Annotated in this window: 22 protein-coding genes; 1 reads left to right on the forward strand and 21 read right to left on the reverse strand. The window is 45.2% G+C overall.

Translation table 11 applies throughout. The annotated features are described in order from the left end of the window. Positions 1-67: 67 nt before the first annotated feature. The 21 genes from R8O70_RS09305 to aspS form a co-directional block, all read right to left on the reverse strand. Positions 68-1,234 carry a glutathionylspermidine synthase family protein gene (locus R8O70_RS09305; RefSeq protein WP_033905056.1) on the reverse strand — a complete coding sequence of 389 codons (1,167 nt, stop codon included), beginning with the start codon at positions 1,232-1,234 and terminating at the stop codon, positions 68-70. 8 nt (positions 1,235-1,242) lie between these two features. Further along, the gene (locus R8O70_RS09310) at positions 1,243-1,812 is read right to left on the reverse strand and encodes a DUF1190 domain-containing protein (RefSeq protein ID WP_258623653.1); all 570 of its coding nucleotides are present in this window, start codon (positions 1,810-1,812) and stop codon (positions 1,243-1,245) included. An 8-nt stretch (positions 1,813-1,820) separates the two neighbouring features. Continuing rightward, positions 1,821-2,237, reverse strand: a complete 417-nt coding sequence (locus R8O70_RS09315) for a DUF350 domain-containing protein (RefSeq protein WP_005378281.1) — start codon at positions 2,235-2,237, stop codon at positions 1,821-1,823. After that, the gene (locus tag R8O70_RS09320; RefSeq protein WP_017820047.1) at positions 2,237-3,280 is read right to left on the reverse strand and encodes a potassium channel protein; all 1,044 of its coding nucleotides are present in this window, start codon (positions 3,278-3,280) and stop codon (positions 2,237-2,239) included. The genes R8O70_RS09315 and R8O70_RS09320 overlap by 1 nt, the downstream gene beginning before the upstream one ends. Positions 3,281-3,398: 118 nt before the next feature. After that, positions 3,399-4,460: a quinolinate synthase NadA gene (gene nadA / locus R8O70_RS09325; protein WP_151514653.1), complete on the reverse strand. Its 1,062-nt coding sequence runs from the start codon at positions 4,458-4,460 to the stop codon at positions 3,399-3,401. Positions 4,461-4,711: 251 nt separating this feature from the next. Then, complete coding sequence (gene ybgF, locus R8O70_RS09330; protein WP_005378285.1) at positions 4,712-5,464, reverse strand: tol-pal system protein YbgF; 753 nt, start codon at positions 5,462-5,464, stop codon at positions 4,712-4,714. A gap of 15 nt (positions 5,465-5,479) precedes the next feature. Beyond that, complete coding sequence (gene pal / locus R8O70_RS09335) at positions 5,480-6,004, reverse strand: peptidoglycan-associated lipoprotein Pal (RefSeq protein ID WP_005378293.1); 525 nt, start codon at positions 6,002-6,004, stop codon at positions 5,480-5,482. 30 nt (positions 6,005-6,034) lie between these two features. Then, entirely contained in the window at positions 6,035-7,387 is a 1,353-nt protein-coding gene (tolB, locus tag R8O70_RS09340) for a Tol-Pal system beta propeller repeat protein TolB (RefSeq protein ID WP_005387925.1), read from the reverse strand. A 12-nt stretch (positions 7,388-7,399) separates the two neighbouring features. Beyond that, positions 7,400-8,467 (reverse strand): cell envelope integrity protein TolA, encoded by a 1,068-nt coding sequence (gene tolA / locus R8O70_RS09345; protein ID WP_042522108.1) that lies wholly within the window; start codon positions 8,465-8,467, stop codon positions 7,400-7,402. A gap of 13 nt (positions 8,468-8,480) precedes the next feature. Next, the gene (locus tag R8O70_RS09350; protein ID WP_005378298.1) at positions 8,481-8,924 is read right to left on the reverse strand and encodes an ExbD/TolR family protein; all 444 of its coding nucleotides are present in this window, start codon (positions 8,922-8,924) and stop codon (positions 8,481-8,483) included. A gap of 3 nt (positions 8,925-8,927) precedes the next feature. Next, positions 8,928-9,626, reverse strand: coding sequence for a protein TolQ (gene tolQ / locus R8O70_RS09355; protein ID WP_005378301.1), 699 nt, complete (start codon positions 9,624-9,626; stop codon positions 8,928-8,930). After that, positions 9,616-10,035, reverse strand: coding sequence for a tol-pal system-associated acyl-CoA thioesterase (ybgC, locus tag R8O70_RS09360; protein ID WP_017820044.1), 420 nt, complete (start codon positions 10,033-10,035; stop codon positions 9,616-9,618). The genes tolQ and ybgC overlap by 11 nt, the downstream gene beginning before the upstream one ends. 172 nt (positions 10,036-10,207) lie before the next feature. Next, the gene (ybgE, locus tag R8O70_RS09365; RefSeq protein WP_005378304.1) at positions 10,208-10,510 is read right to left on the reverse strand and encodes a cyd operon protein YbgE; all 303 of its coding nucleotides are present in this window, start codon (positions 10,508-10,510) and stop codon (positions 10,208-10,210) included. Then, positions 10,503-10,610 carry a cytochrome bd-I oxidase subunit CydX gene (gene cydX, locus R8O70_RS09370; protein WP_000270284.1) on the reverse strand — a complete coding sequence of 36 codons (108 nt, stop codon included), beginning with the start codon at positions 10,608-10,610 and terminating at the stop codon, positions 10,503-10,505. The genes ybgE and cydX overlap by 8 nt, the downstream gene beginning before the upstream one ends. A gap of 12 nt (positions 10,611-10,622) precedes the next feature. Next, entirely contained in the window at positions 10,623-11,759 is a 1,137-nt protein-coding gene (cydB, locus tag R8O70_RS09375) for a cytochrome d ubiquinol oxidase subunit II (protein WP_006742909.1), read from the reverse strand. A 17-nt stretch (positions 11,760-11,776) separates the two neighbouring features. Next, positions 11,777-13,363 carry a cytochrome ubiquinol oxidase subunit I gene (gene cydA / locus R8O70_RS09380; RefSeq protein ID WP_005378311.1) on the reverse strand — a complete coding sequence of 529 codons (1,587 nt, stop codon included), beginning with the start codon at positions 13,361-13,363 and terminating at the stop codon, positions 11,777-11,779. A 461-nt stretch (positions 13,364-13,824) separates the two neighbouring features. Beyond that, positions 13,825-14,829 carry a Holliday junction branch migration DNA helicase RuvB gene (ruvB, locus tag R8O70_RS09385; RefSeq protein WP_005378312.1) on the reverse strand — a complete coding sequence of 335 codons (1,005 nt, stop codon included), beginning with the start codon at positions 14,827-14,829 and terminating at the stop codon, positions 13,825-13,827. Positions 14,830-15,115: 286 nt separating this feature from the next. Beyond that, positions 15,116-15,727, reverse strand: coding sequence for a Holliday junction branch migration protein RuvA (gene ruvA / locus R8O70_RS09390; protein WP_005378313.1), 612 nt, complete (start codon positions 15,725-15,727; stop codon positions 15,116-15,118). A 67-nt stretch (positions 15,728-15,794) separates the two neighbouring features. Next, positions 15,795-16,316, reverse strand: a complete 522-nt coding sequence (gene ruvC, locus R8O70_RS09395; RefSeq protein WP_005387909.1) for a crossover junction endodeoxyribonuclease RuvC — start codon at positions 16,314-16,316, stop codon at positions 15,795-15,797. 92 nt (positions 16,317-16,408) lie between these two features. Further along, a complete protein-coding gene (locus R8O70_RS09400) occupies positions 16,409-17,155 on the reverse strand; it encodes a YebC/PmpR family DNA-binding transcriptional regulator (RefSeq protein ID WP_318184150.1) in 747 nt (248 codons plus the stop codon). A 142-nt stretch (positions 17,156-17,297) separates the two neighbouring features. After that, positions 17,298-19,076 carry an aspartate--tRNA ligase gene (gene aspS, locus R8O70_RS09405; protein WP_064353747.1) on the reverse strand — a complete coding sequence of 593 codons (1,779 nt, stop codon included), beginning with the start codon at positions 19,074-19,076 and terminating at the stop codon, positions 17,298-17,300. A 306-nt stretch (positions 19,077-19,382) separates the two neighbouring features. Here aspS and R8O70_RS09410 point away from each other — a divergent pair, with 306 nt between their 5' ends. After that, positions 19,383-20,216, forward strand: coding sequence for a DUF72 domain-containing protein (locus tag R8O70_RS09410; RefSeq protein ID WP_226082847.1), 834 nt, complete (start codon positions 19,383-19,385; stop codon positions 20,214-20,216). Positions 20,217-20,398: the final 182 nt, after the last annotated feature.

Below are 20,398 nucleotides of genomic sequence, written 5' to 3' on the forward strand. Positions count from 1 at the left end.
CGCTGTCGACCATCAAGATTGAACGGCTGAATAGACAAAAAGCTCTCCAAATGGAGAGCTTTTTTGATCATGTTAAAATTACATGTGGAATATACCGCGCCATATCTTGAGTCACTAAGCTACTGTCTTCCCTAATCGAAATACCGGCAGCTCTATCATTGACCAACCAACTGCCAATTAACGTATGGTTTTGCCCAAACTTAGGTAGTGGATGGTATTGCTGGACGATATTGAATTGAGATTCATAAGGCCCTGACGTTTTAACAAAACGTTTTCCATCGATGACGATCTCGATGTTCGCGCCCTCTCGAGAAAATAGTGGCTTGATGACATAATCTCTCATAGTGTTCGCTTTTGAATCGTTAGCAAAATAAGCGGGCAAAAGGTTCGGGTGGTTAGGAAAGCGCTCCCACAATAACGGTAAAAGTGCTTTATTGGATAGAATCGACTTCCACATCGGTTCTAACCAGTTTACGTTCGCAGTCGCTAAGTACTTCGCATATTCCTCTTCAAACATAAACTCCCAAGGGTAAAGCTTAAACATCCAACGAATCGCTCTGTCGTCAGCATCCACAAACAGACCATCTTCCGTCACTCCAATATCTTCGACATGCACGAATGCCGTTGCTAACCCTGCCTCTCGCGCGCAATCCTCTAAATACTGGACAGTCCCTTTATCTTCTTCAGTGTACTTGCAGCAGCTAAAGTGAAGTGTTTGTCCTGGTTGGTATTTTGCTATTTCGGCAAAGCGCTCGATCAAAAAGTCTTGAAGAATATTGAATTGATCCGCGCTCTGGTGAACTCGACCTTTATTTACAACATCTTCTAGCCACACCCACTGCCAAAAGCCAGTTTCAAACAAGCTGGTTGGCGTATCCGCATTGTTTTCCAGTAATTTTGCTGGCGAGGTCCCGTTGTACGCGAAATCCAGCCGCGAATAAAGCGAAGGTTCGCTTCGTCTCCATGAAGAAGCGACCTGCTCCCACATAGATTCAGGGATCGCACATTGCGTCAGCAACCGCTCACTCCGAACGACTTCATCCACAATAGCCAGGCACATCTGATGCAGCTCTTCAGTGGGCGCTTCTATATCGCGCTCAATTTGCTCCAGCGTGAATTGATAGTAAGCACTCTCATCCCAATACGGTTGGTCATACATGGTATGGAAACCAAAACCAAACTGGCGTGCTAATTCACGCCAGTTTTCGCGCTCTTGTATTTCTCGTCGAAACATAGTGCTTTTTAACCGCCTCGACTGACCGACACCGCTTTACCAAACCCGCCTCGAGACATCGCCCTGCCAATGGTGCCGCCACCACGTTTGTTAAGGCTATTCGTCGCGACTTTGGTCGGCTGATTTCGGTAGGAGCCAAAGAATTGTCCTGCTCCATTATAGAATTTGGATTTATAACGGTACATCGGCTCTGAGTAATAGCTCTTGTTATAACCTTTCAACCCGCTTAATGAGCGACTGTAAAAAAAACCGCCAAAGTTAGGTACATAAGCTCGGGAACTGGAACTGTAGTAACAATCATCCTCGTAGAAATCATTCTCGCATTCGAACTCGCTGCGGTAGCGAGGGGCATTTTTTTCGGCACGAGCTAAAGCTTCTTGGTATGCAATGTCACACTGTTCACTAAACTCAGGCGAGTTAGATTTACACTCATCGGCATCAGAAAAAATGTACCCTTCTGTTTTTGACTCGTACGTAGCAAAGAAGAAAATACCACCAAAGGCAGCAAAGGGAAGAATTTTCCCAAGCTTTAAGCTTTTGTCCATGGAAGAACGTTTAACGTTAGAACTCCGCTTCATCGTTCCTCCTAGTAAGTCATGCAAGCGGCATTCAATACGCCGACCGAAACAGAAACTGCTGCTAATACGATACCGGCTGGCAGTTCATCTTTTTCGATACGCTCTGCCACTTTCGGAAGTAAAATAAAGCGTACAATTGCAAATGCGATAATTTGAGCAAGCATTGCGACAACGCCCCAAACCATAAAATCGACGATATTGACTGAGTTTTTTGCCGCCCCCGAAATCGCGAGACAGTAACCAAGGAAAGCCCCACTTAGCGCAATCGCTGCTGCTGTATTTTGTTTTTCTTTAATCAGATGCCACTCATCGTATGGCGTCAACTTGACGTAGATGAACTTAAACGCCAATACAAAAATAATAGAAACAGAGAAATAGAGTAAAAAGTTTGGGAAGCCTGCTAACAGGCCGGCAATCATGTGCATTATTGTTCCTTGTTCATTTCTTTCCAGGCAAAATCTTCAATACGTTCATCTGCAATGTAAAACAGCTTGGTACTCGCGGGTACTTCAGCATCTAAATCTGGGTTGAGTTGAATACCATCGCCAATATCAAAAGCAATCAGCGTGGCATGATGGCGTCTTTTGAGAAAAACGAAGAGATTCTCAATAGTGGTGGCAGACTGCCCCTCAGGATAAATAACTGAGTATTGCGTCATACCTCGTGTTGAAGCCAAAAGCTCCTGATGAAGCGCACTTGAGCCCGGGTCAACCGCCGCTTTTGCCAACATTTCTGCGCCAACAGCAGGTATGCATTCCGCTTTCGGGCAATGCTGACTTAGAAGTCGGCCTAGCGCTTCATCTTTAAAGTAAGCGACCAAATGAGCGGAAGGGTTTACAGATGCGCAGTATAGAGCGGCTGACAAGGTAATGTCGTCCGAGAGATTATCCACAATAATGCAAGCGGCTTCGGCAATATTGGCGTTTTTCATCTCTTGCGAATCGGTATAACTGGTCACTTTGATAAAACTGATTTCGCCAGGTAACGGGTTCTCTATTTCTGAACGGCTGCATAAAACAATCGGGCGCTTTCCCTCTTCTTCATGTTGTAACATGCGAATAAGGTGCATCGTTCTCGATCCATTCCAGCCCAACAATACAATATGGTTTTCCACTCTTACTCTCCGTTTTCCTAAAATACCCGCTCGCCAATAGTCCATCGCTGCTCCAGCGACACGCCCCAATAATGCGGCGAATAAGCTCAAACCGCCGGGGATTACAAATAGTACGACAACCCATTTACCCATATCTGTTACTGGAGAATGGTCGCCATAACCCACCGTACTCGCCGTAACCATGAGGTAATAGATAAAGTTAGCGAAACTGTCTGTTAATGCTGTTTCACCAGCGAGAACCAGCAGCCACCATGAAAGGCTCACATATAAGCCACTAAAGATGAGAAGGCTTCGGTTGCTCAATTTAAAAAGGTGGGAACTAAGCCACTTTTTAACTACTAACCACACCGCCATAAATTTATGACCTCGATATTCATTGATTGCATCAATAGTAACTCATTGATAGTAAGACACAAAAAAACCAGCCATATTCGGCTGGTTTTTGAGATTTACTTTCAGTTACGCCTACTTTTTAAGCATTACCTTTCACTTGCATATTTAGCTGCTCAGCAAAATCTAGCATGCGGTTCAGTGGGATAAGTGATTTCACACGTAGCGCTTCATCAACAAAAATTTCGTGCTCTTCACCACCTTCACTAAGCGCTTTCTCAATTGCTTTCAAACCGTTCATTGCCATCCAAGGACAGTGTGCACAGCTGCGACATGTTGCGCCTGCACCTGCGGTTGGCGCTTCGATAAGTTCTTTCTCTGGCACAAGTTGCTGCATTTTAAAGAAAATGCCTTTGTCTGTCGCAACGATCATTTGTTTGTGAGGAAGCGCTTTCGCTGCTTTGATCAGCTGACTCGTTGATCCAACGGCATCGGCAAGTTCTACGACGCTTGCTGGTGACTCAGGGTGAACCAAAATAGCCGCATCTGGATACACGCTCTTCATTTTTCGTAGCGCATCAGCAGAGAACTCATCATGAACCACACACTCACCCTGCCAAAGCAGCATATCTGCGCCAGTTTTGTTAGCGATGTACGATCCTAGGTGACGGTCTGGTCCCCAAATAATTGGCTTATCTTCAGCGTCTAAGTGTTCCACGATTTCAAGCGCAATGCTCGATGTAACGACCCAGTCGGCACGGGCTTTAACCGCTGCTGAAGTATTTGCGTAAACTACAACCGTATGATCAGGGTGAGCATCACAAAACTCGCTGAACTTATCCGCAGGACAGCCAAGGTCAAGCGAACATTCCGCTTCCAACGTTGGCATTAGAATGCGCTTTTCTGGTGTCAGAATTTTGGCCGACTCGCCCATAAAGCGAACACCACCAATAATCAATGTACTTGCAGGGTGACGATTACCAAACTTCGCCATTTCCAACGAGTCACCAACAAACCCGCCAGTGTCTTCAGCTAGGGCTTGAATCTCAGGGTCGGTATAATAGTGTGCGATAAGTACCGCATCTTTTTCTTTGAGTAACTTTTTAATACGCTCAATGTAAGATGCTTTTTCTTCTTCGCTTAATGGAACTGGTTTCGGTGGGAATGGGTAAACAGTGTCGATTTTATCTAATATATGGCTCATTGCTCTTGCTCTACGCAACTTCCTTTAATCCGAGTATTGTAACCTCGTTAATTTTCAAAAACCAACTTGTCGCGGGGATTTCTAGCGGTCTAGCCGTATATCTTTGTTACAGGTAGCATTTCCGAGTAGCGAAATTCGGTGCAACACAAGGTCAGAGGCTCTGCATCATTGCTATCGACTTAGCCGTTCTGCACCAACAGAAAATGGAAAAGAAAAAGGAAGCCGAGGCTTCCTTTTCAAAACATAACGTCTTACAGCTTAGAGCTGGCAAGTTTTGCAGATGCACTACCTGGGTATTCATCAACCACTTGTTGGTAGTACTTTTTCGCTTGAGCTGCATTGTTATTACGCTCAGCGATTTCGCCTAACTTAAGCAACGCATCGGCTCGCTTGTTGGAGTCTTTATAAGACACAACAGCGGCAAAACTTTTCACTGCATCCTCATCCTGCTTTTTAGCGAAGTACAACTGACCTAACCAGTAGTGAGAATTCGCTGAATATGTAGAATCAGGATAATCTTTCTGGAACTGCTGGAACGCTGCAATTGCGCCAGTGTAATCACGCTTTTTGAGAATGAGGTCAACTGCATTCTGATATGCCGTTTGCTCATCAACATTTGGAGTGTACTGGCCACCTGTTTTCACAGGTTGTGCTTCTTGTGCAGGTGTGGATTTTATCTCTCCACGAACACGATCCAGCTCGACAAACAACTCACGTTGACGTTGCAACATTTGTTTCATTTCGTAGCTATTTCGCTCTAATTGACCACGCAATTCACTGATCTCTTGTGACATTTGGTCAATTTGCTGTTGCATTTGGAGCTGAACGCGATTGCGATTTTGTAGCAAACGTTCTAGACGTTCTACTTCCGTTTCAGATGAACGGCTCTTAGAGACGGATGATGTGCTGTTGAGATCGGATACTGGAGCTGGTGCAGCGAACGCAAAGTTCGCTGCACTTGCCAGTAACGTAAGCGCAACAGCGCGCTTAGTGTTACTGAACATGAGGATTACCTCGAATTAGTATACTAGAACCGCGCGACGGTTCTTAGCGTAAACTTCATCTGATTGACCTAGAAGAAGTGGCTTCTCTTCACCGTAGCTAACGATTGAGATTTGGTCAGCTTGAACACCTAGTGCTTGTAGGTAGTTCGCTACTGCTTGTGCACGACGCTCACCTAGAGCGATGTTGTACTCAGGAGTACCACGCTCATCAGCGTGACCTTCGATAGTTACGTTAAGTGCTGGGTTCTTGCTTAGGTAAGAAGCGTGAGCCGCTAGCATCTCTTCGTAATCTGCTGCAATTGTTGAGTTGTCAAAAGCAAAGTAGATTGTTTGAGTTTCACGTAGCGCTTGCTCTTTTAGCTCTTGCTCTGTCAACTGACCGCTTTGATCAATTGGCGTAGCTACTGTTGTTTCCACTGCGCCATTGTTGTTTGTTGCTGCACCAGTGTTAGAAGCAGCGTCGTCGCTTGAACTACACGCTGTAACAGCCATTACAGGAAGCGCGATTAGTAGCCCTTTTAGAACCTTGTTCAGTTGCATCTTATTTTCCTTTATTAATCAAACTTATTACTACAAAAACGGTGACCATGCAGGCGCTCGAACACGCCCATTTGTTGCCGGTAATCTAGCTTTGAATCGACCATCAATTGACACCATCGATAGTACGTTTTTCTTGTTGTAAATCGAGCTATACACAACCATGCCACCGTTTGGGGCAATACTAGGAGACTCATCAAGCAAGGTCTTAGTTAAGACTTGAAGAGCACCAGTTTCCAAATCTTGTTTCGCCAAATTAAATCCTGCGTTGCTGCGGTTCACCATAACTAGGAATCGCCCATCAGGAGTAATCTGACCACCCAAATTTTGGCTGCCTTGCCAAGTCAAACGGTCAATAGAACCGCTGCCCAAATTTACTTGATAAATCTGTGGTTTACCACCCCTATCCGATGTGAAAATCAACGATTTTCCATCCGGATGCCAGAACGGTTCCGTATTATTTGATCTGCCACGCGTAATTTGCGTCAGCTTACGAGTGTTAAGGTCAAACGTATAAACATGAAGCGAGCCTGTTTTAGAAAGAACAATCGCTAACTTATTGCCATCTGGCGAAAATCTTGGCGCACCATTGTGACGTGGGTATGAAGTAATTTTCTCACGTTCACCGGTGTAGATGTTCATGATGAAGATTTCTGCTTGGCCATTTTGGAAGCTAACATATGCAAGCTTTTTACCATCGGGTGACCACGCTGGTGACATTAATGGTTGCTTAGAGCGTAAAACCAGACGCTCATTGTAGCCATCGTAATCAGCGACTCGAAGTTGGTAAGGGAAACGGTCTTTATCGTTCACTACCACATATGCGATACGAGTCATGAAAGCGCCACGGTCGCCAGTTAACTGCTCATACACCAAATCAGAGATACGGTGAGCGTACTCACGCATACGAGGCCCTTGAACAGTGGCTACTTTATTGAACAGCACATGATCTTTTGACAGGACTAATTCACCGTCACTACCAAGCGCCTTACTCTTCCCACCTGTTAACTGACCACGCACAATATCAACAAGTTGATAGTTGATAACGTAGTCACCTTGGTCGTTTTGCTTGATTGAACCAGTCAATAGCGCATCCACACCTAAATTGGTCCAAGCATCAAAATTAACTTCTGATTCACTGAACGGTGTTTGTGGCATTTTGCTCGTTGGAACTGGGCTGAATTTACCACTACGTTGTAAATCCGAGGCGATAACAGCAGAAACATCCGTTGGAAGCGCTTGTGTGCCCTCCCACTTAAACGGAACAACAGCAATTGGTCGTGCTGAATCAATACCATCGGTAATGACCAACTCTAATGCGGCATTCGCCACATTTGTCATACTGCTAAACAGTACAAACATTCCTAGTAAAAGGCGTCTAATCACGTCTTATTCCTTTTAGTCCAAAGCAACAGTTATGTTGATGTCTTTTAGTCTTTCATTGACCGCTGATTCTGAAGATTTAGGGAACGTCCCTACCTGAGCTATTGCTCGCTTCGCCGCAGCACATACTCGAGTATCGCCACTCAAAACGGTAACACCAGAGACCATCATATCAGTTCCTGTCGGAATCAATTTGATGTTTACCCTACACTCCTTTCCCAGCAAGTAGTCATCCTTAATCAGCTTTTGCTGAATATTTTGAGTATAGATGGATGACATACGAGAAAGTTCGTCGTCAATAAATTGATTGCGCGCAGCACTGTTTTTACTGACCTCATCCTCGAGACCCGCAAAAATATCATCTAACGCGGCTTCTTGAGCTTTACGCTCACGCTCGGCACGCTCAGCTGCTTCTCTCGCTTTACGCTCTCGCTCCGCTGCCTCTTTTGCCGCTTTCTCTTTTGCAATGCGCTCTTGTTCAGCTTTTTCAGCAGCTTCACGCTCACGACGTGCTTTTTCTTCCGCTTCTTTTGCTGCTTTTTCACGAGCCAAACGTTCTTGCTCAGCTTTTGCTATAGCCGCTTCTTTTGCTAAACGCTCCTGCTCAGCTTTACGCACGGCTTCTTCTTTTTCCTTGCGCTCTTTTTCTAGCTTAGCAGCTCGCTCTTTTTCTTTGCGAACACGTTCTTCTTCCTGCTTGCGCTCTTGCTCTTTTTTCTTACGTGCAGCTTCTGCTTCTCGCGCCGCTTGAGCATCTTTCGCTTGCTGCTCTTTCAACTTGCGAATTTGCTCTTCTTCAGCTTTGCGGTTTTTTTCTAGCTGCTCTGCTTCGCGTCTCAGTTTATCAAGACGCTCTTGTTCTTTTTTCGCTGCCTTTTCGCGTTGCTGGCGAATTTCTTTCGCTTGTTGCTGCACAAGTTTTGGATCGATGACAACAGCTTGAACCATTTGCCCTGTAGGCTCTGGTTTAGACATGTTGAAGTCCGTCCCCCAAAGCAGGGCTGCAACTAGAATTGCATGCAAACCAACCGATATTGCTATCGGTTTGGCGTATTGGTTGGGTTTCTTCTTGTGATCTTTCATAGATAATTGATGTCTATTCCCTGATATCGGTCATTAGACCTACCTTAGGGATACCAGCTCGACTTAGTTCATCTAGCAATAGAACAACATCGGCATATGGTGTTGCCGCGTCGCCACCTACCGCAACTGGTGAATCCGGCTTAACCTCTCGCTCCGCTTTCACTCGCACAATAACATCTTGCAACGACAAACCTCGCTGAACTTCTTCATCATTTACGCTTAGGCCTAAATTACCCTCGCTATCAATTTCGATGATAATAAAGCTACTGTCAGTCTCGCCAGCAAGGTCTTGCATAGATTCTGCGGTCGATGTTTTCGGAAGATCAACGTCGACGCCTTGAGTCACAAATGGAGCGGTCGCCATAAAAATGATCAACAGTACGAGCATTACGTCGATATACGGAACAACGTTGATCTCCGCTGTCATTTTTCGCTTTTTAGGTTGATAACCCGCCATGCTTTATTCCTTATCCGCGCTGTCTCGGCCAGCCATCGCTTGACGATGAAGGATGCTGTGGAATTCTTCAGAAAATGTTGCGTAAGTGTGCTCTAGTTTACTCACTTTATTGCTTAGGCGGTTGTACGCCATTACTGCCGGAATAGCCGCAAATAGCCCCATCGCTGTCGCGATAAGTGCCTCGGCGATACCCGGTGCAACCATAGACAACGTAGCTTGCTTTACTTCACCCAGCGCAATAAAGGCGTGCATGATGCCCCAAACGGTACCAAATAGGCCGATATAAGGGCTTATAGAACCGACTGTTGCCAAAAACGGTAAGCTTGTTTCTAGCTCATCTACTTCACGAGAAACAGCAACGCGCATTGCGCGGCCAGTGCCTTCCATGATGTAAGCTGGTGAATTTGCGTTGCTCTTACGTAGGCGAGCAAACTCTGTAAAACCTGCGTAGAAGATTTCTTCTGTGCCTTCAATTTCGTCTTTACGCGCTTTTACTTTTTGGTAAAGCTGAGAAAGATCAGTACCCGACCAAAATTTGTCTTCAAACTGCTCTGCATTTTTTGATGCTTGAGAAAGCACTTTGCTGCGCTTGATGATCATTGCCCATGACACAATTGACATGCCAAGCAACGTCAGCATCACAAGCTTTACCAACAGACTGGCCTGAAGAAAGAGATCTAAAATGGAAATATCAGCAGTCACTATTTGTTAGCTCCGAATTTATAAAGGTTGGAATAGCTATTGGTTTCATTTTCTTATTATCGATACATGCTACCTTAACCGAGGCCTTGCACAATATCTTGCCTTGATCATTGACCAACTCTTGACAGAATTGCAGAGAAGCACGTTTTATTTCTGACACTCGGGTTACGACTGTCAGATGCTCGTCCAGCCTAGCGCCTTGGTTGAAATCGATATCCATGTGTCGGACAACAAAGCCGATATTTTGTTCCAGTAACACATGTTGAGAAATGCCTTTAGCACGTAACATCTCTGTCCGTGCGCGCTCAAAGAATTTTAGATAATTAGAATGATATACAACACCGCCCGCATCAGTGTCTTCATAGTACACAGTGATCGGCCAGTGAAAGAGATTTGATGTGCCTTGCAAGGGAGTACCAATATATTCAATTCTTTAAAGTAATTACTATAACTGAAGCGACAGCAATTGGTACCGAGCTAAGGAAATATTTTTGAAATTTGTAGAAAAAATAAAAGCTAGGCGAGATACCTAGCTTTTATTCGGTGATTTAGTAACCGACTTTATTACAGCATATTTCAGCCTAAATGAAATAAAGTGCCGTTAGATAAATTAAGATAGCTAACGAGAAATAAGGACTAAACAAAACTTGCCAGTACCAGTTTCTTGGCTTGAAGCCCACCCCATACACCATGCTTGAACATACAGACCAAATCAGTGCTGGTGCGATGATTGAGTTAAAACCACCAATTGCTTGATGGTAAGCTTCAGGGTCCCACATCACCAATCCTACGTGCATAAAGCCAAGGATGAGAGATAAGACTCGTAGCAGAGTCTTATCCATTGGTGCGTGAAGTTTCGCTACCTTATCAGCGAGGTTACTCACTGTCTTTATCCATCATTTCTGAGTGCTCTAGCCAAAGAGCGTTGATGATACCGAATGCACAAGCAAGTAGTACACCTAGAATCCATGCGAAATACCACATAGTAAATGCTCCTTAGTAAAGTGAGTTTTTGTTGTCTTCAATGTACTGGTCATCAAGGCGACCAAACATCTTGTAGTAAGTCCAAGATGTGTAACCAAGGATGATTGGCACCATAACAAACGCAACGCCTGTCATTAGGTTCAGAGTCAGCTCAGATGACGTTGCATCCCACATTGTTAAGCTGTGGCTTGGCATTAAGTCTGAAGGCATGATGAATGGGAACATCGCAAAACCTGCAGTAAAGATAACACCAGCAACACCCAAGCTTGAAGTAATGAACGAAATCGCACATTTTTCAAGACGAGATGCCAATACAGCGAGAAGCGGCATTGCAACACCTAGTACAGGAGCAGCCCATAGTAGTGGGTAGTTTTCAAAGTTCTTCATCCACGCACCAGCTTCACGGATAACCTCTTTGTTTAGAGGGTTAGAAGCAGCGTTAGTGTCGATACCGCCAACAATGACGTAGCCATCGATATTTTGGATCCAGAAACCAGCCGCTACAAACGCAGCAACCGTCAGTAAACCAGCCAACTGAGCAACGTTGCGCGCACGCACATGCACTTCGCCTGTTGTTTTCATTTGTAGCCAAGTAGAACCTTGCATCAAAATCATGAACAAGCTTACTAGACCACACAACAGTGCAAATGGGTTTAGTAGACCAAAGAATGAGCCATGGTATGTTGGCATCAAGAACTCACTCAATTGGAATGGTACACCTTGTAGAAGGTTGCCAAACGCTACACCAAAGATGATTGGCGGAACAAAACCACTGATTGAGATACAGATATCCCAGGTATTGCGCCATTTTGGATCTTCGATTTTAGAGCGGTAGTCTAGGCCCAGAGGACGAAGCCATAGCGCTGCTAGTGTCAAAATCATCGCTAAGTAGAAGCCTGAAAATGACGTTGCGTAAACCAAAGGCCAAGCTGCGAACAGTGCACCACCAGCAGTGATAAGCCAAACTTGGTTACCATCCCAGTGAGGAGCAATTGAGTTAATCATGACACGGCGTTGCGTGTCGTTTTTACCGATGATAGGTACAAGCGCGCCTACACCCATATCGAAGCCGTCTGTTACTGCAAAACCAACTAGTAGAACACCGATTAGTACCCACCAGATGAGTCGCAAGATTTCGTAATCAAACATCTTGTTATCTCCTTACCTTACGCTTCTACTTGGCGACTAACTTTGTCTTCAACAGAGTCAGCATTTTGCTCGAAGTGGTAGCGACCCGTTTTCAGGCTACTTGGGCCTTTACGAGCGAATTTCAACATTAGGTAAACTTCTGCAATCAGGAATACCGTGTATAGCGCCAGAATTGCGAAGAGTGAAGTCCAGATTTCACCTGCAGTTAGCGCAGAAGCTGCAACATGCACTGGTAGAATTTCACCTACAGCCCAAGGCTGACGGCCGTACTCAGCGACGAACCAACCCGCTTCAATTGCAATCCAAGGTAGTGGAATGCTAAATAGTGCAGCTTTTAGAATCCATTGTTTCTGTTCAATCTTCTGACGACACGTTTGGATAAACGCCGCACCAAAGACAAACAACATGATGAAGCCACAAGCAACCATGATACGGAATGACCAGAATAGCGGCCATACTGTTGGGATTGAGTCGTCCGCAGCAGCTTGGATTTGCTCTTCTGTTGCATCAACAACATTGTCTGTGTAGCGTTTTAGAAGTAGACCGTAACCTAGGTCACCTTTCACTTCATCAAACGCAGTCATGTTTTCTTCTGACTTGTCGCCCGCACGAAGCTTCTCTAGAAGTTCATAAGCGTACATGCCGTCACGAATACGATCGACGTGTTCATCACGTAAATCACGAAGACCTGTTACTTGCTCATCAAAAGAACGTGTCGCGATAATACCCATTACGTAAGGGATCTTAATTGCGTAATCGGTATGCATCGTTTCCTGGTTAGGAACACCAAATAACGTAAATGCGGCAGGTGCAGGTTCAGTGTGCCACTCTGCTTCAATTGCAGCGAGTTTCACTTTTTGAACTTCACCAAGCTCGTAGCCAGATTCGTCACCAAGAACGATGGTAGATAAGATAGCTGCAATACCGAAAGAAGCAGCAATAGCAAACGAACGACGAGCAAACGCAATGTCACGACCTTTTAATAGGTAGTATGAACTGATGCCTAGAATAAACATTGCGCCACAAGTGTAACCAGAAGCAACCGTATGCACGAACTTAACCTGAGCAACTGGGTTTAGTACAACCTCAGAGAAGCTCACCATTTCCATTCGCATGGTTTCGAAGTTGAAATCTGCGCCTACTGGGTTTTGCATCCAGCCGTTTGCGATAAGAATCCAAAGAGCAGAGAAGTTAGAGCCTAGTGCCACAAGCCAGGTAACCGCTAAGTGTTGGCGTTTAGATAGACGATCCCACCCGAAGAAGAATAGACCAACAAAAGTTGACTCCAGGAAGAATGCGACAAGTGCTTCGATCGCTAGCGGTGCACCGAAGATATCACCTACATAGTGGGAGTAGTAAGACCAGTTCGTACCAAACTGGAACTCCATGGTAAGGCCTGTCGCCACACCAAGTGCAAAGTTAATACCGAATAGCTTACCCCAGAACTTGGTCATGTCCTTATAGATTTGCTTGTTCGTCATTACGTACATCGATTCCATAATGGCCAGAAGGAAGGCCATACCAAGGGTCAATGGTACGAATAGGAAGTGATACATCGCTGTCAGTGCAAACTGCAACCGCGATAGATCAACTACGTCAATCATGGTAACTCCTATGTGTCGGCTGAATGACACTCTCTACATATTGCAATCCATATTCAGGTGTTATTTACACTTGAAAAATGTTGAATTATCACAACTCATTGTTGCAAAAATGTGCTTCATTGGTTAGTTAATTGTTAAGCATCAGCTAATATAGCTGGGGCTAATATTACTTGTAAAAACAGATTGTTTCAAAAGGTTTATAGCCGTAACGCGCTTTGATATACATCAATGTTTATGCGCGGAATTTGCACAAAAATCCATCACATTGATCTAGATCAACCAGTATTGGATACGGATGTTAAGAGAGAGTAATCAGGAGAGAAATTAACCAGTTGCAAGCAAACATCGAGTTAACAATCAATGCTTTTTACTTACTAAACCAGTATGAGAAAAAATTCAAAAAATGTGAGTTTGGTCAACTTTAATGAAGCGCTGGGCAACAAAGGCCCAGCGAGGGAATCTTATTTTTCAATTCCGAAATGCAAATACGCACGATCTGTCGCGATTCTTCCACGCGGAGTGCGTTGTAAATAACCTTGCTGAATAAGATAAGGTTCAAGAACGTCTTCAATAGTGTCCTTTTCTTCACCTATCGCCGCTGCCATGTTGTCGAGCCCGACAGGACCACCACCAAATTTTTCCATAATCGCGAGTAGTAGCTTACGGTCCATGTAATCGAAGCCTTCGGCGTCCACATCAAGCATATTCAACGCCTTATCGGCAACATCGGCACAAATGTGACCATTGCCTTTTACTTCCGCATAATCACGAACACGGCGTAGCAAACGGTTAGCAATACGTGGTGTGCCACGCGCACGTCTTGCCACTTCCAATGCACCTTCAGGTTCCATTGATAAACCTAAACAATCCGCGCTTCGCTGCACAATATCTTGGAGGTCTTTTATCTTATAAAACTCAAGGCGCTGAGTAATACCAAAGCGATCGCGCAATGGTGACGTCAAAGAGCCCGCTCGGGTCGTCGCACCAATTAACGTAAACGGTGGTAAATCGATCTTAATAGAACGAGCGGCCGGACCTTCACCGATCATAATATCCAGTTGATAATCTTCCATCGCCGGATATAGCACCTCTTCAACCATCGGACTCAAGCGGTGAATCTCATCGATGAACAACACATCGTTTTCTTCAAGGTTGGTTAACAGCGCGGCCAAATCGCCTGCTTTCTCAAGTACAGGGCCTGAAGTAGTGCGAATGTTCACTTCCATTTCATTGGCAACGATATTCGCAAGTGTGGTTTTACCCAAACCTGGGGGACCAAAAATCAAAAGGTGATCAAGTGCTTCGCTACGTAACTGAGCAGCTTTAATGAAGATCTCCATTTGGTCACGGACATGGTCCTGACCTTGGTAATCCGCTAATTTTTTTGGCCGAATAGCACGATCAATGACATCTTCATCACGAAAGGCAGGGTTTTCTGGCGCGATTAAACGATCGGCTTCAATCATCTTTTTACCTTGAAAAATGGTTACCTGAGAGAATAATGCCGCTCGTTTAACAGCAAGTGGCATATTTCTATATCTCGTCATCCTGTACAGCGACGAAGGAGCGTGATACAGGATCTTCTATCCGAGCGATTTATGGTCAAATTGTTTCATTAACCGCTCAGCGTGCTGCTATTAGATTCCCAGTCTCGCCAGGCTCGCTGGAATGACACAAAAAACATCGTTAAGCGATTGGCATTAACCTTAGAGAATGAGTTATCTTGAACAAATATTCACTGTGCAACCAGCGTTACACCATTGATTTTAGAGCTTCACGGATCATTTGCTCACTGCTCATGTCCGGTTTAGCGATCTGAGATACCACTTTCGACGCTTGAGTCGGCTTGTAACCTAGAGCTAGAAGCGCACTGATTGCCTCTTCTTCCGCGTTGTTGGATGTCGCACCAGAATCCGCAGGAGCAGCATCCGTAAATGGTGTAAATAGATCGCCAGCGCCCCACCCTTTCAAGCGGTCTTTCATTTCAACAACCAATCGCTCTGCGGTTTTCTTGCCAACGCCTGGAAGCTTAACCAGCGTAGAAACGTCTTCATGTTCCACACAAGTAACAAATTGCGTTGCTGTCATACCAGAGAGAATACCAAGACCGAGTTTAGGACCAACGCCATTGGCTTTGATCACTTCACGGAAAAGTGCTCGTTCTTTTACCGTGTTGAAACCGTATAGCAATTGCGCATCTTCACGGACAACAAAGTGAGTATAAATAATGGCTTCTTCGCCAACATTTGGCAGTTCGTAAAAACAGCTCATTGGCATCTGGACTTCATAGCCAATGCCATTAACTTCAATTAATACTTCAGGTGGTTGCTTTTCAATCAGTATGCCACGAAGACGTCCAATCACTATAAATACTCTTTGGAAATGAATTTGCGACAGGATAATAAAGAACTGGATAGACATCCAGTTAATTTTAACGGTAGCGCCCTTTTCTGGCACTGGTTGCTTTGCCCGCTAACGCAACGAGAGTCTTGTTAGTATTGGCATGACAAATCGCCACACCTAAAGCATCGGCTGCATCCGCTTGAGGCTTGGCGGGCAATTTAAGCATCTGCTGAACCATATGCTGAACTTGCGCTTTGTCCGCGCCACCAGTGCCGACGACAGCTTGCTTAATAAGACGAGCCGCATATTCAAATACCGGCAACTCCGCATTCACCGCAGCAACAATTGCACTGCCACGAGCTTGGCCAAGTTTTAGCGCTGAATCCGCGTTTTTGGCCATAAACACTTGCTCGATCGCGAAAACGTCCGGTTGAAACTGGGTAATGATTTCCGTGACGCCTGCATAAATCTGTTTAAGCCGACCCGGAAGTTCTTTTTCTGAAGTACGAATGCAGCCACTACCAAGGTATTGCAAGTGGCGTCCATTTTGACGAATGACCCCATAGCCGGTAATGCGCGAACCTGGGTCAATGCCCAAAATAATTGACATGAATGTTCCTAAAAATGAGGCCTAATTCGGCCTCAGTCTTTTTATTATTACTTGCTAACTTCGGAGCAAATACCGCTCCCGACACCTTGAGTTTAATCTAGCGTAGCCACAACGTCGTCAGAGATATCACCATTGTGATAAACCTCTTGAACGTCGTCCAGATCTTCCAAAGCGTCAATCAAACGAAGTAGTTTTGGCGCAGTATCCGCATCCAAATCTGCTTTCGTAGATGGGATCAGCGACACCTCAGCGTTCTCTGCCTCAAACCCTGCGGCATCAAGGGCATCTTTTACGAGTCCAAAATCGCCTGGGGCCGTGTAGACATCAATCGAGCCATCTTCTGCCGTTTCAATGTCATCAGCACCACTTTCTAATGCTACTTCCATTACCGCATCCTCATCTAAACCTGGGCCATATGAAATCACGCCTTTCTTGTCGAAAAGATAGTTGACGCTACCATCCGTCCCCAGATTACCGCCTGACTTTGAGAATGCATGGCGTACGCCAGATACCGTACGATTTCGGTTATCCGTCATACATTCGACCATGACCGCCGTACCACCTGGACCATAACCTTCATAGATCACGGTTTCCATGTTGTCGTCGCCTTCACCACCAGCACCTCGGCTGACAGCGCGGTTGACAGTGTCACGTGTCATGTTGTTAGACAGTGCTTTATCAATTGCTGCTCGCAAACGTGGGTTATTTTCTGGCTCACCGCCCCCCTCTTTTGCCGCAACAACGATTTCACGTATTAATTTAGTAAAGATTTTGCCGCGCTTCGCATCTTGCGCTGCTTTACGGTGACGAATATTCGCCCATTTACTATGACCAGCCATAATTCACCTTTTAATGTATTTTGACGCTTAATAACAAAACATGTTCTAAAAGCGTTGCTTGGGAAATTGCTTTGGAAGTTTCTTGGGTTTATTTAAACAAAAACTCCCGCAGTTGCGGGAGTTTTCTTCAAATGTTGTGCGCTTATTCTGCGTCTTTTTCTTTCGCTGCAGTTACTGCGATTGCTAGCTCTTCTAGCGCTGCTGGGTTCGCAATACTTGGTGCGTCTGTTAGTAGACACGCCGCTGCTGTTGTTTTAGGGAACGCGATAACATCACGGATGTTCTCTGTGCCACATAGCAGCATTACTAGACGGTCTAGACCAAATGCAAGACCAGCATGTGGAGGCGTACCGAATTTCAGCGCATCAAGCAGGAAGCCGAACTTAAGCTGTTGCTCTTCAGGTGTGATGCCTAGAATATCAAATACGGCTTCTTGCATATCTGCGTTGTGGATACGAACAGAGCCGCCGCCCACTTCGTAGCCATTTAGAACCATATCGTAAGCGTTAGAATTTGCCGCAGCAGGGTTTGCTTTTAGCTCTTCTGCAGTCACACCTAGAGGCGATGTGAATGGGTGGTGCATCGCGTGTAGGTTGCCTTCGTCATCTTCTTCGAACATTGGGAAGTCAACAACCCATAGTGGAGCCCATGCAGACTCATCCGTTAGCTCTAGGTCTTTACCTAGTTTCAAACGTAGCGCACCCATTGCTTCTGCAACGATACCCGCTTTATCAGCGCCAAATAGAATAATGTCACCAGATTCCGCTTGAGTACGATCTAGAATGCCGTTGATCACGTCTTCATTTAGGAACTTAGCGACTGGAGATTGGATACCTTCCATGCCCGCTGCACGGTCATTAACCTTCATCCAAGCTAGACCTTTCGCACCGTAGATGCCAACGAATTCACCGTAGCCATCAATTTGCTTACGAGTCAAAGATGCACCACCTGGAACGCGAATAACGGCAACGCGGCCTTTTTCGTCGTTTGCTGGACCTGAGAATACTTTGAACTCAACATCTTTCACTAGGTCAGCAACGTCTACTAGTTCCAGTGGGTTACGTAGGTCTGGCTTGTCCGAACCGAAACGACGAATCGCTTCGCTGAACGGCATTACTGGGAATTCACCTAGGTCAACATTTAGTAGCTCTTGCCACATTTCACGAACCATTTTCTCAGTCGTTGCACGAACTTGGTCAGCCGTCATGAATGACGTTTCGATATCGATCTGAGTGAATTCTGGTTGACGGTCAGCACGCAAGTCTTCATCACGGAAACACTTAACGATTTGGTAGTAACGGTCAAAACCAGACATCATTAGAAGCTGTTTGAATAGCTGTGGAGACTGAGGAAGCGCGTAGAAGCTGCCTTTGTGAACACGGCTAGGTACTAGGTAGTCACGAGCGCCTTCTGGTGTCGCTTTTGTTAGTACTGGTGTTTCGATGTCTAGGAAGCCGTTGTCATCTAGGAAACGACGAACAAAGCTAGACGCTTTAGCACGTAGCTTGATACGGTCGCTCATTTCTGGACGACGTAGATCTAGGTAACGGTACTTCAGACGTTGCTCTTCAGAGTTCTTTTGGTTGAAGTCTAGAGGCAGAACATCAGAACGGTTGATGATTTCAAGACCTTTCGCAAGGATCTCAACTTCACCTGTTGCCATGTCTTTGTTTACTTGGCTCTCTGGGCGAACGCGCACTTCACCCGTTAGTTTGATACAGAATTCATTACGAAGTGTGTTCGCCACTTCATACGCATCCGCCATATCTGGATCAACAACTACCTGAACGATACCTTCGCGATCTCGCATATCAATAAAAATAAGACCGCCTAAATCACGACGACGGTTAACCCAGCCGCAAAGTTCTACAGTTTGTCCTGCAAGGGACTTGTTCAGGTGACCACAGTAATGGGTACGCATAATGAAATTCCCAATCTCTCAAATGTTGTTAACTACGCTCTGTCAGCCTCATTGCTAAGCAGAGTAAAGATTCAGTTATACGCTGAATGTCCACGAAAATCGACTACTCAACATACAATTACGTGTGTTTTATCATTCACTGGTGCTTTTTAGTACAACAAATGTTCAAAAGCGCACCAAAGCGAAAAAATTGGGGAGGATTATAGCGTGAAATTACCTATTTCAGCAAAACTCTCGTAAAGTATTCACACGAGTAGCAAGCAGTAAAGAATAATGGATAACTTACCTCTTCGACTTGGATTGACAATGTGGTCACACAACCAATGGCAACAAAGTTTTTACGGCAGCGGGACAAAGCCCGCTGAACGTTTAGAAAGGTATGCGCAAGTGTTTCATACCGTGGAAGGCAACACGACATTTTATGCCACACCGACGCTCAATACAGTGCAAAACTGGAGAGCCGCAACCCACGATGATTTTCGCTTTACTTTCAAACTTCCTAAAGCCATTACTCATGAGCAAATGCTAAGAGGTTGCAGCGAACAACTGAGAGACTTCATGAAAGTCATGGAGCCTTTGCATGACCGTGTGGGCCAATGGACAATTCAATTACCAGCCGCATTTGGTCCTGAGCACCTTGATCGGCTGAAAAAGTTCTGTGCGAACTTTCCACCTAACTTCCCTCTCGGTGTTGAGGTTCGCCATATGGCATTTTTCTCCAAAGGCGAAGAAGAGCGAGCACTTAACCAATGGTTAGTAGAGAATAATATTGACCGCATTATTATGGATAGCCGCCCAGTCTTTGCCGCTAAGCCCGACAATGAGGCGATTATTGATGCACAAATGAAAAAACCACGAGTACCTGTTCACGCCATTGCTACCGCTTCACACCCTTTGATTCGCTTTATTGGTCATCCAGAAGAACAGCAAAATTACGAGTTTTTTAAACCATGGCTCAACAAGTTGCCACAATGGATTGCCGAAGGTAAACAGCCATATGTCATGATCCATACCGCAGACAATATAATTGCGCCAGAGTTGGCCGCAAACCTATATAAAGACATACAAAAGCGTATCACGCTCCCTGAGTTAGCACCTTTCCCTGCTGACGATGGCAACTCGCAGTTACAGATGTTCTAACGCAACACATGACAGAGGCGCGAAATTCCCATAAAATACGCGCCTTTTTTGGTGCCTGACATTTTCAGGCGGCTTGTATGCAGAGACTTAGTTATGAACCCTAAGAGCAATCCAGATACTATTTTTTCGGCTCCAATCGATAAAATTGGGGATTTCACGTTCGATGAACGCGTAGCGGAAGT

Source organism: Vibrio sp. 779(2023) (assembly GCF_033344285.1).
GTDB classification, from domain to species: Bacteria; Pseudomonadota; Gammaproteobacteria; order Enterobacterales; family Vibrionaceae; genus Vibrio; species Vibrio alginolyticus.